Genomic DNA, 15,290 nt, shown 5'->3' with positions numbered 1-15,290 from the left:
CCCGAAAGCTCGGGGCAAGCGGACAGCCGCCGCGAGTACTCCACACTCCAGCGCAGGGTGCAGCGACAGTCGTGGCTTTCTAGCGCATTCGCTAGATCGGCCATAGAGATCGGTAGATTTTCCGACGTGCCCGCCGCATAGGCTCGGGAGCATGAGCGTCGACCTCGAAAGCCTCTACACCGACCTGCACGCGCACCCCGAGCTGTCGTTCCAGGAGACGCGGACCACGGGCGTCATCGCGCGGCACCTCGCCGACCTGGGCCTCGAGGTCGAGGAGGGCGTCGGCCGCACCGGCGTCGTGACCCGGATCGACAACGGCCCCGGCCCCGTCGTGTGGCTGCGCGCCGACATGGACGGCCTCCCGGTCGAGGAACAGACGGGCCTGGCCTACGCCAGCACCGCGCGGGGCACCGATCCGGCGGGCAACGCCGTGCCCGTGATGCACGCGTGCGGGCACGACATGCACGTCACCGCACTCATCGGCGCGCTCGAACGCCTCGTCGCGACCACGTCGGAGTGGTCGGGCACCGTCGTCGCGGTGTTCCAGCCGGCCGAGGAGTACGGCGCAGGATCCCAGGCGATGATCGCCGATGGCGTGCTCGACCGGTACCCGCGCCCCGACATCGTGCTCGGTCAGCACGTCACCCCTCTCCCCGCCGGCACGATCGGCGTACGACCGGGCACGCAGATGGCGGCGTCGGACGGCCTCACGGTCGTGCTGCACGGCCGCGGCGGGCACGGCTCGCGCCCTCACTCCACGATCGATCCGGTCGTCATGGCCGCCGCGACCGTCATGCGGCTGCAGACCGTCGTCTCGCGCGAGGTCGACCCGCGCGACGTCGCCGTCGTGACGGTCGGCTCGATCCACGCGGGGCTGAAGAACAACATCATCCCCGCCGAGGCGAAGCTCGAGTTGAGCCTCCGCTACCCCGACGACGCCGCTCGGGCACGGGTGATGAGCAAGGTCGAGCGGATCATCCGCGCCGAGGCCGAGGCATCCGGAGCCGAGCAGACCCCCACCATCACGACCGATCACACCCTGCCGCCCACCATCAACGACCCGGATGCCACCTCCCGCCTGACCGCGGCCTTCCGTCGGGCGTTCGGCGAGGCCGGCGTCGTCGACCCCGGCATGTTTACGGGCAGCGAGGACGTGTCGTGGTTCGCGCGGGAGTCGGGCGCCCCGCTCGTGTTCTGGTTCTGGGGCGGCGTGGATCCGCAGACGTACGCGGATGCCGTGGCCGGCGGCACGGTCGAGCGCGACATCCCGACCAACCACTCGCCGTTCTTCGCACCGGTGATGCAGCCGACGATCGACCGCGGCGTGGAGAACCTCGTCGTCGCCGCGCGGGAGTTCCTGGACTGATCGGAGCCGCCGTGTGAGGGTGGAAGGGTCCTTTGGGGAGGCGATCATGACCATCACGCGGAACGAGACCGACGAGAACACGCTGCTCCCGGGTGCGGCGGTGGTCGTCGGCATCCGGTCGCTCCTGATCTGGGCGATCGTGGCGGCGACGATGCTCGCGGTGTTCCTGCGCGGTTCGATGAGCAGCTGCTCGGGGGGTGTGACCGGCAGCGGGGGGTTCCTCGACGCCGACGGGCAACCGACCGACACCGCGCCGATGTGCGGCTCGGTGACGTTGAGCGCGAACCCGCTCGTGTACGTCGCGATCGGCCTGATCGTGGTGATGTCGTTGACGCGGATCCTGGGTCGCGCCGACACCATCGACGCCGCCCTGCGCATCATCAACAATGCCCGCATGGTGATCGTGGTGCTCACACTCGTCACGTTCGTCGTGGGGTACGGGGCGATCATGACGATCCGGGTCGACGACTGGAGCAGCTACTCGCTGCTGTACCCGTTCCCGTTCGCGACGTTCGACATCGCGACGCACCCGATGGGCGCGACCGGCTGACGCCCGCGTTTCAAGCCCCCTTCCGCCGCGCCCGCCGCGCGCTACGGTCGCGGACGTGACGTTCAACGACAACGCCCGCGTCGGCGGGAACTCTGCGAAGCGCCGAGGTGGCACGGTCGCCGCCGTCGGCGGTGGGGCCGTCGGGCTCGGCGCAATCGTCGTGCTGCTGATCTCGATGTTCACCGGCACCGACCTCACGGGGCTCATCGGCGGCGGTGGCGAACCCGCCGCGCCCCAGACCGGCGGCGAGCGCATCGCGAACTGCGAGACCGGGCAGGATGCCAACCGCAACGACGACTGCCGCCTCGCGGCCGCGTCGCTGAACATCGACCAGTTCTGGGGCAACACCCTCGAGGGGTACCGCGAGCCGCAGCTGATCATCGTGGACGGCTCCACGTCGACGCAGTGCGGCACGGCCTCGAACGCGACCGGTCCGTTCTACTGCCCGCCCGAAGAGACCGTGTACGTCGACCCGACGTTCTTCGCGCTGCTGCGCGAGCAGTTCGATACGACCGCGGGTCCGCTCGCCCAGCTGTACGTCCTCGCCCACGAGTACGGGCACCACGTGCAGAACCTCATCGGCGTCATGGAGCAGCACCCGAACGACGGCACGGGACCCGCGAGCAACGGCGTCCGCACCGAGCTGCAGGCCGACTGCTTCGCGGGCGCCTGGGTGGCCGACGCCGGCGACCAACGAGACGAGAACGGGACGCCCTACCTCGAGCCGCCTACGACGCAGCAGATCTCGGACGCCCTGGCGGCAGCGGCATCCGTGGGTGACGACCACATCCAGGCCGAGTCGGGCGGAGTCGTCAACCCAGAGAGCTGGACCCACGGGTCGAGCGAGCAGCGACAACGGTGGTTCGAGGAGGGTCGGGCCGGCGGCGTGAACGCCTGCGACACATTCGCGGTGCCGGCGGGGAGTCTGTAGGTCCTGCGCCGACGTTCTCCCCCCTGAGCCGCGTCCCACTTCTGGCGGTGCATGTCTCACATATCGCCGCTGCAGGACGGCCGAAACGGCAATATGTGGGACGAGGTCACCCCGTCACGGCAGTTGGGACAGCGCTGAGCGGAGGGCGCGCGACGTCAGCCGGCTCCCCCGCGCAGCGCCTCCCACGCGTCGTGCGCGGCATCGGCGAACGCCTCCACGTCGGGAACGGCGACAGGGTCGACGCAGAAGCCCACGCCGAGCCAGCGGTCGTTCGAGATCGCCGCGACCCGCAGCGCGTGGTGGGGCGCGGGCTCGGACGACGTGTAGACGTGGGTCACGCGTCGCCCCGACACGGCGACGGGAACCCGCGGCCCCGGCACGTTCGAGACCGACAGCGCGAAGGCGCGCGGACCATCGGCGAGGCCGCGCAGCACGTTCCCCATCGGCCCGACCGCGCGGAACAGCTCGTCGAGCGACCGGGCGTCGCGATCGCGCTTGCGTTCGCGGGTCTGGGCGCTGAGCAGATCGACGCGGCGCAGATCATCGGTCTCCGCCAGGCAGAGGTCGATGTCGACGAACGAGTCGCGGTTGCCGGCTGTCGTGGCATCCTCCCCCGCCTCGTGAAGGCTCACGGGAACCTGGACGTTCAGGTGCGGCACGTGGCCGCGGCGCTCGAGCACCCGACGGACCGCGCCTCCCACGACGGCGAGGAGCACGTCGTTCACGGTCGCGTGCGCGGAACGCGATGCCCCGACCGCGTGCGCCTCCGCGAGCGGCACGTCCGCGAAAGCGAGCGCCCGCCGCGCCGTGAGCGGGCGGTCGAACGGCGACCGCCCACCGGGGTGGCCGAGTTCGCGAGCCAGAGTCAGCGGCATCCGTTCCCACTCCCGCCAGCGCGACGGTCGCGCGTCGGGATCCCGGATGCCGACGGCATGCGCCGGAGCGTCGTGCGGCTCGAACACCACGGCGTCGAGGAACCGCACGGCCGTGATCCCGTCGGCCATCGCGTGGTGGAGGCGGATCGCGAGGGCCTCGCGACCGTCGGCCAGCGGTCCGATGAGGTCGAGCGTCCACAACGGCCGCGACCGGTCGAGCGGTTCGGACATGAGCTGCCCCACCACCGCGCGGAGTTCTGCCGGATCGGCAGCGGGGAACCGCCGCACGTGGGCCGCGATCTCCGGTTCCGCGTCCTCCCACTCCGGCGAAGAGCCCACGACCCGCTGCCGCGCCCGCGGGAACGCGCCCAGGCGGGACAGGACGCTCGCGCGGACGGCATCCAGATCGAGCACCGCGCCGGGCTCCAGAAGCAGCAGCTTGAGCGCGTGTCCGCGCACCGCATCCGATTCGAGCGCGAGGATGCGCGCGTCGTCGGCCGAGAGGGGCTCTCCCATGGCGTCAACGGTAGCGGGCCGACTCAGCCCAGCGGATACACCCGCAGGTGGCCCTCGCTCACGTCGACGGACAGGTCGTCGGCCGCCGGGGAGAGGACGGCACTGAACACCCCGGCAGAGGACGACAACTCCAGGACCTGCCCGTCGAGGATGATCCGCACCCCCTCGCCGACCGGGATGTCCCACTCCCTCGCACCCACGTGCACCGTGGCTTCTGTCGCGTCCCTCTCGACGACGAAAAGTTCCTCTCCGCCCGACGACACAGTCAGGCGACCCGCAGGAGCCGCCCACTCGATGTCGGCCGCGAGCCCCGTCACCCGCCCGTCGGCGGCGAGTGCACCGCGGTGACGTGCCACGTCGGGATGCGGCTCGGCGGTAAGGAGGGCTCCCCGGCGGCCGAGGCGATACGGAAAGCTGTGCGCTCCCTCCCACCCGGCGGCGTGATCGCCGACCCCGCGGATCCAGAACTGCACGCACGGTTCCCCGTCGGCATCGAGGAATAGCGACGGCGCGTATAGACCGTCGCCGTACGTCAGGCGCCCCCACGCTTCGGCGTCGAAGCGATCGCCGTCGAACCCGCCGATGGCGTACCCCGCGTAGTGCAGCACGTCGGCGTCCCACACCGACGAGATCATCACGTCGCGGCCGTCGAGGGTGACGAATTGCGGGCACTCCCACAGCGCACCCATCCACACCGGCTCGGTCACCTGGGTGGAGCGTTCGAGCACGATCCCCCGGTACTCCCACCCCCGCAGGTCGGGAGAGGTCCACGACAGGGCCATGGCCGTCCCGTCTCGGCCCGCCGCACCGACGAACATGCGCCAGCCGTCGATGTCGCGCCGGATGAACGGATCGCGGAACGCGATGAGGTCGAGGTCGGGCGGCGCCGTAACGACCACGTCGCCCTTCACCCACGGTCCGTCGAGGCCGCCCTCCGGCGTCGCGACGCGCACGCGGCCGATGCCGAAGTCAGGCTCGGTGATAGCGGTGTAGAAGATGCGGACGTCCTCGCCGTCGACCACGAGGCATCCGGTCCAGATCCCGTCATCGCCGTCGTTGGGCGCGAGCACGACCGCGCACTCGGTCAGCGAGAGCAGGTCGGGCCCGCTCGCGTGCCCCCAGTGGCAGCTCGGGGCCCACTCGACCCGGTCGGGGACGTACTGGAAGAAGGCGTGGTACTTGCCGTCCCGCCACGTGATCCCGTGGGGGTCGTTGATCCAGCCCGAGCGGGCGGTGAAGTGCAGTGAAGGGCGCATGGAGGGTCCTCAAGACAGGGTCCCCGAGGGGAGGGGTGGCGGGAGGTCAGGCGCGGGGAGCCGCAACCGACTCGCGCTCGACCAGGGGGCATGGCAGCAGAGTCGGCGGAAGGGATGCCGCGCGCCCGTCCGATCCGTCGATGACCGCATACAGCGCGTTTACTGCCCACGCCCCCATCTCGTAGTGCGGCAGGGCGACGGTGGTCAGCGGCGGGAACAAGCTCTCAGGGATCGGAGCCTGGTCGTCGAAGCCGACCACCGACAGATCACCCGGAATCGACAGGCCGCGTTCACCAGCGGCCCGGTAGGCGCCCATTGCCATGCGGTCGTTGTAGCAGAAGAGCGCGGTGGGTGCGGCGTGCAGAAGCGCGTTGGCGGCGCTATACCCGCCGCGGGCGTCCGAGCTCCCGTCGACGACGAGTCCCGCGGTCGACAGCCCCGCCGAGGCCATCGCGTCGAGGTAGCCACGGAGGCGGCCGCGCGTCGCCGGGACGTCCTCGGCGCTGGCCGCGAAAGCAATGCGACGGTGTCCGCGCGCGGCCAGCATCTCGACGACGGCGACCGCTCCGGCCCGCTCGTCAGGGAGGACGGCGGGCAGGATGCCAGTGCTGTCGCGTGCACCGATGAGTACGGCCGGACGAGCAGAAAGGTTCTCGGGCACGACGATCTCGTCGTGATAGACGGTGGCGTAGATGATGCCGTCGACCTGCCGGTCTAGGAACGCCTGCACCTGGACCGGGGGAACCTCCGGCTCGGGATTCAACTCGGAGTTGATGATCGCCAGCGTCAGGTTGTGGCGACTCGCCTCTTCCTGGGCGCCGAGGATGATGCGACCGGCGTGCGGAGTCGTCGCGATCTCCTCGGTGAGGAGCCCGATCATCTCGGACGCCTGGGTGCGCAGGCCTCGCGCCAGGCGGTTGGGGCGGTAGCCGAGCTCCTCGGCCGCCGCGCGGACACGGGCAGCGGTCTCTTCGTTGACACGGGTGTGCGGGGTGGCGTTGAGCACGTGCGAGACGGTCGTCTGCGACACCCCGGCGCGCGCGGCGACATCACGGATCCCCGCCGTCTTACCGCTCCGCCGCGTCTCGGTCATCGTCGCCCCCCTCACGTTCGTACCATCTTCTGCCCCGGCGCGGTGCCGTGCGGTGCCCGGACGGCCGGAGTGAAGCGCACGGCGTTCATCTCCAGGTCGACGTCCACCTCGTCCTCGGTTCCCGAGTCGAGCACGGTATTCCCCGTGGATGCCGGGTCGACGCGGACCGTGACGATTTCGAGTGGCCGCGCGTCGGCGGTCGACAGCAGCGCCTCGACCTGCGCCTCGAACGCGGAGTCCTGCGAGCCGGGGTCGACGTCGGAGGCCACGGCGTGGTTGTCAGATACCCGGTTTCCGCGCCCGGCGGCGACCCGGATGATCACGGGCGGTGCGCCCATTGGCCGCACCCGCGACATGGCGACCACCTCCGAGAAGTGGTTGCCGATGATCGAGTTGCCGTCGCCGTCGATATGGACGAGCCCGAACGCGTCGTCGTATCGCCCCTCGACCCCGAGGAACGGTGTCCAAGGCTCGTGGTCGCGCAAGAAGTGATTGGATGCCACGAGGTTCTCGGAACTCCCGGCGGCGAGGACCACCATGCCCGGGTAGAACGAATGCAGCCGGTTGTTCGTCACGCTCGATCGGGTTACCGCGTGCAGCGAGACGCTACTGGCTCCGCGGGGGAAGACGTTGTTCGCGGTGATCAGCAGCCCGCCGTGGTTCTCCGCGTAGATCGAGTGCCCCGCGAAACCCGCGCCGATGAGGTTGTCGGTGATCTTCGACGCCTGCCCCCAGCCGCGTAGCTCGACGCAGCTCCCGCACTCCGCGATGAAGTTGTCGTGGATCGACAGCGCATCGGCGTTGTAGATCGTGAGGGCGTTCTCGAGGTAGACGAAGCCCATGCCGTTCACCCGGAACGAGTCGTTGGCATCCTGGACGAAGATCCCGGTCTTGCCATTGACGTACGAGTTCTCGACGTTGTCGTCAGGGCCTGGTGCGGTGAAGTGCAGGCCGTCGATGCAGAACCCGCTGAACTCCACCGAGCTGATCCGCGGGCTGCCCGTGCGCGCCACGAGGAACGCGGCTCCGGACGCCTCGTCCCCGGGGCGCGGGTCGTCGAGGTCGACCATGACGCGGCTGCCGCCGGGCCACAGTTCGTGCAGACCGGGCCACTCGGCCTCGGGGACGTTGAACCGGATGCTGGACGAGGTGAAGCCGTGCCCGGCGCCCTCGATGCGCAGGAAACTGACGTCGATCACGACCTGGGTGCGCAACCGGTAGTCGCCCGGCGGGATTCGGATGACGGCCCCGGGACGACCGCCGTCCTCGACGTCGCTGACGCTCTGACGCTCCTTCACGTCACGGATGATGTCGTTGATGACCGCGCCGATGTCCTGCGCGGCGTCACCGGAGGGCCATTCGGTCACGTCGTAGCGGTTGTTGTGCGGAGGCATCGGAAGGTTCTCCCTTTCTGCGGGCGCCATGTCAGCCCTTGACGGCGCCCAGCGTGAGCCCGGCGACGATGTGCCGCTGGAGGAACAGCGTGAGCAGGATGACGGGGATCGAGTAGACCGTCGCGAGGGCGGTCATGCCGCCCCAGTCGAGACCGAACTGGGTCTGGAAGTTCGCGATGACGACGGGGGTCGTCTGTGCGCGGACGGAGGTGAGCAGCAGCGCGAAGAGGAACTCGTTCCACGAGGCGAGGAAGGCGAAGATCGCCGTGACCGCCAGCCCTCCCGAGACCACGGGCAGGACGACCCGCACCATCGCCTGCAGGCGCGAGCACCCGTCGACCTCGGCCGCTTCGCCCAGCTCGTCGGGCACCGCCTCGAAGAAGCTGGCCATGAGCCAGATCGACAGGGGCAGCGAGATCGTCGTGTGCGCGAGGGCGAGTCCGAACGACGTGTCGGTGAGGCCCAGCGACCGCATCACCTCGATGAGCGGGGCGCCGACGGCGATCGTGGGCACCATGCGCGTCACCAGGGCGGCGAGGATGAACACGCGACCGCTCGGCGTACGGAACCGCGTGATCGCGTACGCGGCGGGGACGGCGAGCACGAGCGACAGCGCGGTCGAGATCACCGCGGTCACGACGCTGTTGATGAGCGCGGCCGGGACCCCCGCGCGGGAGAGCGCCGAGACGTAGTTCTCGAGCGTCCAGACGCCGGGGAGGACCGTGGGCGGGACCGCGATGGCATCCAACGGGGTCTTGAACGACGTCAGGAGGAGATAGAGGAACGGGAAGCCGTACAGGACGACGGCGACGGCGAGCAGCGCCCACAGCACCACGCGGCTCCGGCCGACCGTTTCGAGGGGATTCATCGCGCGGTACCTCCGGGACGCCAGATGAGCAGGACGGCCGCGATCGCGACGGTGAGCATGGCCACGAGGTAGACCGTGCCCATCGCGCTCGCCAGTCCCGGGTCACCAAAGCGCGTCATCGTGCGGTAGATCAGCAGACTGAGGGTGGTGGTGCTGTTCTGCGGCCCACCGTCGGTCTGGATGAGGATGATGTCGAACGCCCGGGCCGCGTCGATGCCGCGCACGATCAGCGCCACGGCGATCACCGGCCGCAGCAGCGGAAGGATGATGCTGAACAGGATGCGGGGGTACCGCGCTCCGTCGATCCGGGCCGCCTCGATCACGTCGCCCGGGATGTTCTGGAGACCCGCGAACAGGACGAGCGTGATGAACGACGTCGTCAACCAGATGTCGGGCACCGCCACCGAGAACAGCGCGATGCGGGGATCGCTCAACCAGGCGATCTGGCCCGGATCGGACAGGATGCCGGCACGGGTGAGCAGTTCGTTGACGATGCCGAAGTTGTCGATGAGCAGGAAGCGCCAGAGGAGCCCCGCCACGACGGGGGCGATCATCAGCGGGTACATGAAGATCGTGCGGAACACCGCTGATCGCCGGCCCAGCGCCGTGAACAGCAGCGCGACGGCGAGGCCCAGGACGAACTCCGCCCCCACTACCACGACCGTGTAGACCACCGTGCGCACCGACGCCGACTGGAACGTATCGGATCCGAAGGCGGCCGCGTAGTTGGCGAGACCGACGAACGTGCGCCCTGCCCCTGCGAACGGTGAGATCTCGAAGAAGCTGTCATAGACGAAGCGGACGAGCGGCCACAGCACGAACACGGTGAGGAAGAGCGCTGCTGGAGCCATGAGGGCCAAGGCGAAGCGGCGGTCTCCGGCATCCTTGCTGTGGCGCCGACGCGGGGGCGGCGGCACGTCCCGCGATGGGGCGGCCGGGGCCGCCCCATCGCGGGCGGGAGGAGCGATGGTCTCCACGAGGTACTTTCCGGTGGGGATCGTCAGTTGACGATCGACTGAATCTGGGTCTTCGCGTCGCCGAGGAGCCTCGCGGTGTCGGCTCCCGGCTCGACAGCCTTCTGGAGCATCGGTACGAGCACGGAGTCGACGATCTCCTGCCATTCCCCGGTCGCCGGGCGGGGACGGGAACCTGGCGCCTCGAGCGTCTGAACGAGAGCGGCGTAGTTCTCGAATCCGGCGACGTCGGCCTTCGACTCGAAGGCGCTCTTGCGGGCGACGAGACCCAGAGACGTGTCGGCAGCCAAGTCGTTGTGCTCGTAGGCGAAGGCGATGAAGTCCTTCGCGGCATCCTGCTTGGCACCCGTGGCAGGAACCGACAGGTACCAGGCGCCGGGGACGCCGGCCACTCCTCCGGGGCCGCCGATCATCGGCGCGACGCCGATCGAATCCTTGATCAGGGAATCGGCCGGGGTCTGGCGGTACGCGTGACCCCAGAAGCGCATCATCGCGAGCTTGCCCTGGTAGAAGAGGTTCTGCGAACCGGCCCAGTCGAGCTGAGCGGCGCCGGACGGCGCGTAGGGGAGCAGACTGACGTAGAAATCGAGCGCCGCCTTGTGCTCCGCGTCATCGATGGTCACGTCGCCGGTGGACGGGTCGAGGATCATCTGAGACTCTCCGGCCTGCGAGACGGTCGCGAGCCACTCGGTCTCGACCGCACCCTTCACATCGGTGCCGTAGAGATCGACGGTGCCGTCGCCGTCGGTGTCCCGCGTGAAGAACTCGGCGACGTCGCGGTATTGCTCCCACGTCGTGGGAGCGGCGAGCGGGTAACCGTACTTCGCCTGGAAGTCGGCCTTGTTCGTGGCGTCGTCGAAAAGATCGGTGCGATAGAAGAGGATCTCGGAGTTCGTCCACACCGGCATGCCGACGTGCTTCCCCTCGACCTGCGACTCGCCGACGAGGCCGTCGAACAGGTCGCTCTTGACCTCGTCGGTGAAGAGGTCGTCGAGGGATGCCAGACCCGGGGCGAAAGCGGGAAGCCAGATGGCATCCAGCGCGGCAACGTCGAAGGAGGGCGTCCCGGCCTGCAGCTCGGACTGGATGCGGTCGTAGAGACCGTCGTACGGCAACTCGACGAGCGTGACGTCGGTGCCCTTCTCCTTCTTGTAGAGGTCGGCGATCGGCTGCAGCTCGGCCTTGCCGCCCCCTTCCACGACGACGGTGAGCGTCGAGTCGCCCTCGGCGGCTCCGGTGCCGCCTCCGGCACCGCATCCGGTGAGGACGACGGCGGCCGCCGCCACGACGGCGATCGGCCCCAACGCGCGCCGGACACGTCCGGTGCGCTGCTGCGTGCGAAGCTTCATCACTTCGACTCCTTCGTGAGTGATTGGGAAAAGTGAGGGTGGGACGGTCCGCCAATACGTTTTGGCAAATCGTCTTGGCATGACGCTAACCGCCCCTCAGCGCACGCGTCAAGTGCGCGAAAGGGCCAAAGACTTTGGCGCTGGGAATCGGCAGATGGCGCGAGCCAAAAGCATTCGGCTCGCCTGGCGCTCCTGCCCCGTCTGCGCCCGGTGACCCTCGTCCGGTCAGCGCCGAGAGACCCCGTCCACCGTCGGGCTCACCACGCCCGCGCGGTCGTCGACGAGCCGCCGCCGGCCGATCCAGCCGGTGAGGCCGCGGCCGTCCTTCCACACGAACAGCAGCACCACCGTCGCGATCAGCAGCACCACGGACGCGATGGACCACGGCGCGGGCAGGCTCTCGAGCACCGAGTACGCGGCCGCACCGGTGACGAACCGGAGGACCCGCGCGAGCCACGCGGGCAGCACTCCATTGGTGTAGCGCACGCGCGTCGCGAGATCGCCGACGGAACGTCCGGTGACGAGGATCACCAGGAGCCACACGACCGCCGCGACCGCCGCCCCCGCCGCGGACGCGACGTCTCCGGTGCGGCCCGGATCCTCGAACAGCAGCACCAGCACCGCCTGCAGCACCACCGCGACACCCGACTGGAGCAGACCGACGCCGAGCACGTCGCACAGGATGCCGAGCAGGCGACGCCCGCGCGTGACGGGACGGGGGAGGTCGGCATCCGGGGTCTTGTCCGCCCCGCGGTACTCCCTCGGCACCGCGAACGCCACGAGCGACCCGAGGAGCGCCCCCGACGTGTTGGTGATGAGGTCGTCGACGTCGAACACCCGGTACGCGCACGGGAAGACGCCCCACACCCCGGTGAGCTGCGTCGTCTCGATCACCCCGCTCACGGCCAGTCCGACGAGACCGGCGACCAGGATGCCGCGACCGCCCAGCACGCGCAGGAAGAACCCGAGCGGCACGAAGAGCAGCACATTCAGCGCGACCTGCAGCACGACCGGATCGGTGAGGTATCGGCCCGAAACCGCGACGGCCTCGCGGATCTCGTCGACGAACTCGAACGGCCGGAGGTTCGTCCCCGCACAGCGGTAGGCATCGCCGTCGGGCGGGGGGACGAGCGTGTACGTCCAGATCGCCCAGAAATAGACAGCTGCGCCTGCCCAGAGCACGCTGCGCCCGAACGACAGACCGCCCCGTCGCCAGTAGCTGAGAGCGACGAACGGCACGAACGCGAGGACCGCGACCACACCGCCGAGGAGGACCGCAAGCAGCCCGGAGCCGACGATGTTGTGCACCCGCAGATCCTAGGGAATACAGACCGGCCTCACCGAGTTCACTCCGTTATCGGTCGTATTCTGTCTCGCCGGTGGACTACCACCCGGTGAACGACCCGTGAGTCAGATTGCATACGGCCCGTAGTGCGCGTAATGTCGCGCGCCGTGACTGACGAAAGTCGCGAGCCCGGCGAACAGACGCCGATGGCCAAGCGCATCCTTATCGGGGAGCCGCTCACGTCGGAAAAACTCGACGAGCAGCTCCTCCCCAAGAAGATGGCACTCCCCATCTTCGCCTCCGACGCACTCTCCTCCGTGGCCTACGCGCCACAGGAGCTGCTGATGATCCTGCTCATCGGCGGAACGGCCCTGCTGACGCTCAGCCCCTGGGTCGCGGCGGCGGTCGTGGTGCTGCTGGTCGTCGTGGTCCTCAGCTACCGTCAGCTCATCAAGGCCTACCCCTCGGGGGGTGGCGACTACGAGGTCGCGAGCAAGAACCTCGGCGAGGTCCCGGGCGTCGTGGTCGCCGCCGCGCTGCTGGTCGACTACGTGCTCACGGTCGCCGTGTCGGTGGCATCCGGGGTCGACAACATCATCTCGGCCCTGCCGGGGTTGAACCCGTTCCGGGTCGAGATCGCCGTCGGGTTCGTCATCCTCATCGTCATCGTCAACCTGCGCGGCGTCCGTGAGGCGTCGTCGGTCTTCGCCATCCCGACGTACCTGTTCATCGGGTCGGTGGGCATCATGATCGTCGCGGGCCTCGGCCGCGCGCTCCTGGGCGACGTGCCGGTGGCATCCAGTGCCGAGTACGCGGTCCGCGCCGAATCGTTGACGCAGGCCGCGCTGATCCTGCTCGTGCTGCGTGCGTTCTCGAGCGGATGCTCGGCCCTCACCGGCGTGGAGGCCGTGTCCAACGGCGTCCCCGCGTTCCGCAAGCCCAAGATCCGCAACGCCCAGACGACGCTGACCCTCATGGGCGGCATCGCGATCGCGCTGTTCGTCGGTCTCACCCTGCTCGCCCTGCTCGCCGGCGTCCACTACGCCGAGAACCCCTGCAACCTCATCGGCTTCGACTGCGCGAACAACCCGCAGCCGAGCCTCATGGCGCAGGTGGCCGCCGCGACGTTCGGAATGGGCAGCATCCCGTTCTTCATCATCCAGGCCGCCACCGCGTGCGTGCTGCTGCTCGCTGCCAACACCGCGTTCAACGGCTTCCCCCTGCTGGGCGCCGTACTGGCCCGTGACGGCTACGCCCCCAAGGCCCTCAACACCCGCGGCGACCGCCTCGTGTACTCGAACGGCATGGTGGTGCTCGGCATCGTGGCGATCGGCGTGCTGATCGTCTACCAGGCGAACCTCACGACGCTGATCCAGCTGTACATCATCGGCGTGTTCGTCTCGTTCTCGCTCGGACAGATCGGCATGGTCCGCCACTGGCGGCGGGCGCTGGCGGGTCTTCGTGCGCTCCCACCCGAGGCGGCACGCCAGCAGAGCGCGCGGTACGAACGACGCTCGGCGATCACGGGCCTGTGGATCAACTCGGTCGGCGCCTCGCTCACCGTGCTCGTGCTGGTCATCGTCACGATCACGAAGTTCACGCACGGCGCGTGGCTCGTCTTCATCGCGATCCCCATCCTCGCGACGCTCATGCTCGGCGTGAACCGCTACTACCGCGACGTCGAGCACGAGATCCGCATGGACGACACCGTCCACTTCGGCTCGTCGGGCGACGTGGCGATCATCCTCGTGAACCGCCTGCAGAAGCCGGTCATGAAGGCGATCGACTACGCCCTCGCCGCCAAGCACGACAAGACGCTCGCGGTGCACGTGGCGATCTCGGAGGAGGATGCCACGAGCCTCCAGAAGGAATGGGCGGCGCACGACATGCCCATCCCGCTCGTCATCATCGAGTCGCCGTACCGCACCTACACCTCGCCGGTCACGACGTTCATCAAGAGCTACCGCGAGAAGCACGGCTCCGCGGTGGTGACGGTGTACCTGCCGCAGTTCATCGTCGGCCACTGGTGGGAGTCGATCCTCCACAACCGGCGGTCCCGCCGCCTCGCGCAGCAGCTCATGCTCGTGCACGGCGTCTCGATCACCCTGGTTCCGTGGCTGCTGGACTCGTCCGAGGTCATTTACGGCCGCCGCTCCCGCCCGCTCCCTGGCCAGCAGCGCGGTGGTCAGCCCGTCGCCGAGGTGCCCGCGCACCGGAACAAGGGCTCGCGGACCTCGGCATCCTGATCCCGTCCGGGCGCCGCCGGCCATGCCGCGGGCGGCGTCTGCCCCCGGGCCGCGTCTGCCCCCGGGCTCCACGTTTCCCGCGAGACTTCATCGCGCTGACGTCTCCCTTGCAGACTGCAAGGGACTTGTCGGCGCGATGAAGTCTCGGCGTTTCGGGAGGGGCCGCGGCACCGAGCCTTGCCCTGTGCGGAGCACCTGCGACAGGGTGGATGCCATGCCGATCCTCGCCGTGCTCACTCTGGCCGTCATGGTGTTCGCGCTGATCGATGCCATCACCCGCCGCGACGACCAGGTCAGACACCTGCCGAAGTTCGCGTGGGTGTTCTTCATCGTGCTGCTCCCGCTGATCGGCTCGATCCTGTGGTTCACGATCGGCCGGGAGTGGGAGCAGCGGGGCGAGCCGATGAGCTTCGGCGACCCGCGGCGCTGGCAGAGGGATGCCGAGCCGGCTCCGGCACCGCGCGCCTCCGACGCACGGACGACCGAGCAGCAGATCGCCGACCTCGAGCGGGAGATGTACCTCGCCGACCTCGAGGAGCAGGTGCGCCGCCGCCGCCTCGAGGGCGACGCACCCGCGTAACCCGGCC

The 15,290-nt window shown here is 69.3% G+C and carries 13 protein-coding genes; 5 read left to right on the top strand and 8 right to left on the bottom strand.

The genetic code is table 11. The annotated features are described in order from the left end of the window. The first annotated feature begins 151 nt into the window (after positions 1-151). From ABC271_RS01870 to ypfJ, 3 genes are read left to right on the top strand one after another with little or no spacing between them, the layout of a single operon-like run. On the top strand, positions 152-1,366 hold the full coding sequence (locus tag ABC271_RS01870) for an amidohydrolase (protein WP_412923222.1): 1,215 nt from the start codon (positions 152-154) through the stop codon (positions 1,364-1,366). Between the two features lie 46 nt (positions 1,367-1,412). After that, positions 1,413-1,916, top strand: a complete 504-nt coding sequence (locus ABC271_RS01865; protein ID WP_412923221.1) for a hypothetical protein — start codon at positions 1,413-1,415, stop codon at positions 1,914-1,916. A gap of 55 nt (positions 1,917-1,971) precedes the next feature. Then, positions 1,972-2,847, top strand: coding sequence for a KPN_02809 family neutral zinc metallopeptidase (gene ypfJ, locus ABC271_RS01860; RefSeq protein WP_412923220.1), 876 nt, complete (start codon positions 1,972-1,974; stop codon positions 2,845-2,847). Between the two features lie 155 nt (positions 2,848-3,002). Here the strand turns inward: ypfJ and ABC271_RS01855 are convergent, their stop codons facing one another. The 8 genes from ABC271_RS01855 to ABC271_RS01820 all read right to left on the bottom strand — a co-directional run bounded on the left by ABC271_RS01855 (position 3,003) and on the right by ABC271_RS01820 (position 12,480). Continuing rightward, complete coding sequence (locus ABC271_RS01855) at positions 3,003-4,238, bottom strand: wax ester/triacylglycerol synthase domain-containing protein (protein WP_412923219.1); 1,236 nt, start codon at positions 4,236-4,238, stop codon at positions 3,003-3,005. A gap of 23 nt (positions 4,239-4,261) precedes the next feature. Beyond that, complete coding sequence (locus ABC271_RS01850) at positions 4,262-5,494, bottom strand: glycoside hydrolase family 32 protein (protein WP_412923218.1); 1,233 nt, start codon at positions 5,492-5,494, stop codon at positions 4,262-4,264. A gap of 46 nt (positions 5,495-5,540) precedes the next feature. Continuing rightward, entirely contained in the window at positions 5,541-6,587 is a 1,047-nt protein-coding gene (locus ABC271_RS01845; RefSeq protein WP_412923217.1) for a LacI family DNA-binding transcriptional regulator, read from the bottom strand. 11 nt (positions 6,588-6,598) lie between these two features. Then, on the bottom strand, positions 6,599-7,981 hold the full coding sequence (locus ABC271_RS01840) for a NosD domain-containing protein (RefSeq protein ID WP_412923216.1): 1,383 nt from the start codon (positions 7,979-7,981) through the stop codon (positions 6,599-6,601). A gap of 31 nt (positions 7,982-8,012) precedes the next feature. Further along, entirely contained in the window at positions 8,013-8,849 is an 837-nt protein-coding gene (locus ABC271_RS01835; RefSeq protein WP_412923215.1) for a carbohydrate ABC transporter permease, read from the bottom strand. Next, on the bottom strand, positions 8,846-9,700 hold the full coding sequence (locus ABC271_RS01830; RefSeq protein ID WP_412923214.1) for a carbohydrate ABC transporter permease: 855 nt from the start codon (positions 9,698-9,700) through the stop codon (positions 8,846-8,848). The genes ABC271_RS01835 and ABC271_RS01830 overlap by 4 nt, the downstream gene beginning before the upstream one ends. Positions 9,701-9,849: 149 nt before the next feature. Further along, on the bottom strand, positions 9,850-11,172 hold the full coding sequence (locus ABC271_RS01825; protein ID WP_412923213.1) for an extracellular solute-binding protein: 1,323 nt from the start codon (positions 11,170-11,172) through the stop codon (positions 9,850-9,852). Between the two features lie 225 nt (positions 11,173-11,397). Then, entirely contained in the window at positions 11,398-12,480 is a 1,083-nt protein-coding gene (locus ABC271_RS01820) for a VanZ family protein (protein WP_412923212.1), read from the bottom strand. Positions 12,481-12,612: 132 nt separating this feature from the next. Between ABC271_RS01820 and ABC271_RS01815 the strand changes: the two genes are divergently transcribed. Then, complete coding sequence (locus ABC271_RS01815) at positions 12,613-14,703, top strand: APC family permease (protein WP_412923211.1); 2,091 nt, start codon at positions 12,613-12,615, stop codon at positions 14,701-14,703. Between the two features lie 214 nt (positions 14,704-14,917). Next, on the top strand, positions 14,918-15,283 hold the full coding sequence (locus tag ABC271_RS01810) for a PLDc N-terminal domain-containing protein (protein WP_412923210.1): 366 nt from the start codon (positions 14,918-14,920) through the stop codon (positions 15,281-15,283). Positions 15,284-15,290 lie beyond the last annotated feature (7 nt).

This window comes from Microbacterium canaveralium (genome assembly GCF_047238045.1).
Lineage (GTDB): Bacteria > Actinomycetota > Actinomycetes > Actinomycetales > Microbacteriaceae > Microbacterium.
This window is presented reverse-complemented; position numbering and strand designations above follow the sequence as displayed.

Coding starts and splice junctions, on each gene's coding strand:
- ABC271_RS01870 (WP_412923222.1), top strand. CDS start 152: ATGAGCGTCGACCTCGAAAGCCTCTACACCGACCTGCACGCGCACCCC.
- ABC271_RS01865 (WP_412923221.1), top strand. CDS start 1,413: ATGACCATCACGCGGAACGAGACCGACGAGAACACGCTGCTCCCGGGT.
- ABC271_RS01855 (WP_412923219.1), bottom strand. CDS start 4,238: ATGGGAGAGCCCCTCTCGGCCGACGACGCGCGCATCCTCGCGCTCGAA.
- ABC271_RS01850 (WP_412923218.1), bottom strand. CDS start 5,494: ATGCGCCCTTCACTGCACTTCACCGCCCGCTCGGGCTGGATCAACGAC.
- ABC271_RS01845 (WP_412923217.1), bottom strand. CDS start 6,587: ATGACCGAGACGCGGCGGAGCGGTAAGACGGCGGGGATCCGTGATGTC.
- ABC271_RS01840 (WP_412923216.1), bottom strand. CDS start 7,981: ATGCCTCCGCACAACAACCGCTACGACGTGACCGAATGGCCCTCCGGT.
- ABC271_RS01835 (WP_412923215.1), bottom strand. CDS start 8,849: ATGAATCCCCTCGAAACGGTCGGCCGGAGCCGCGTGGTGCTGTGGGCG.
- ABC271_RS01830 (WP_412923214.1), bottom strand. CDS start 9,700: ATGGCTCCAGCAGCGCTCTTCCTCACCGTGTTCGTGCTGTGGCCGCTC.
- ABC271_RS01825 (WP_412923213.1), bottom strand. CDS start 11,172: ATGAAGCTTCGCACGCAGCAGCGCACCGGACGTGTCCGGCGCGCGTTG.
- ABC271_RS01815 (WP_412923211.1), top strand. CDS start 12,613: ATGTCGCGCGCCGTGACTGACGAAAGTCGCGAGCCCGGCGAACAGACG.
- ABC271_RS01810 (WP_412923210.1), top strand. CDS start 14,918: ATGCCGATCCTCGCCGTGCTCACTCTGGCCGTCATGGTGTTCGCGCTG.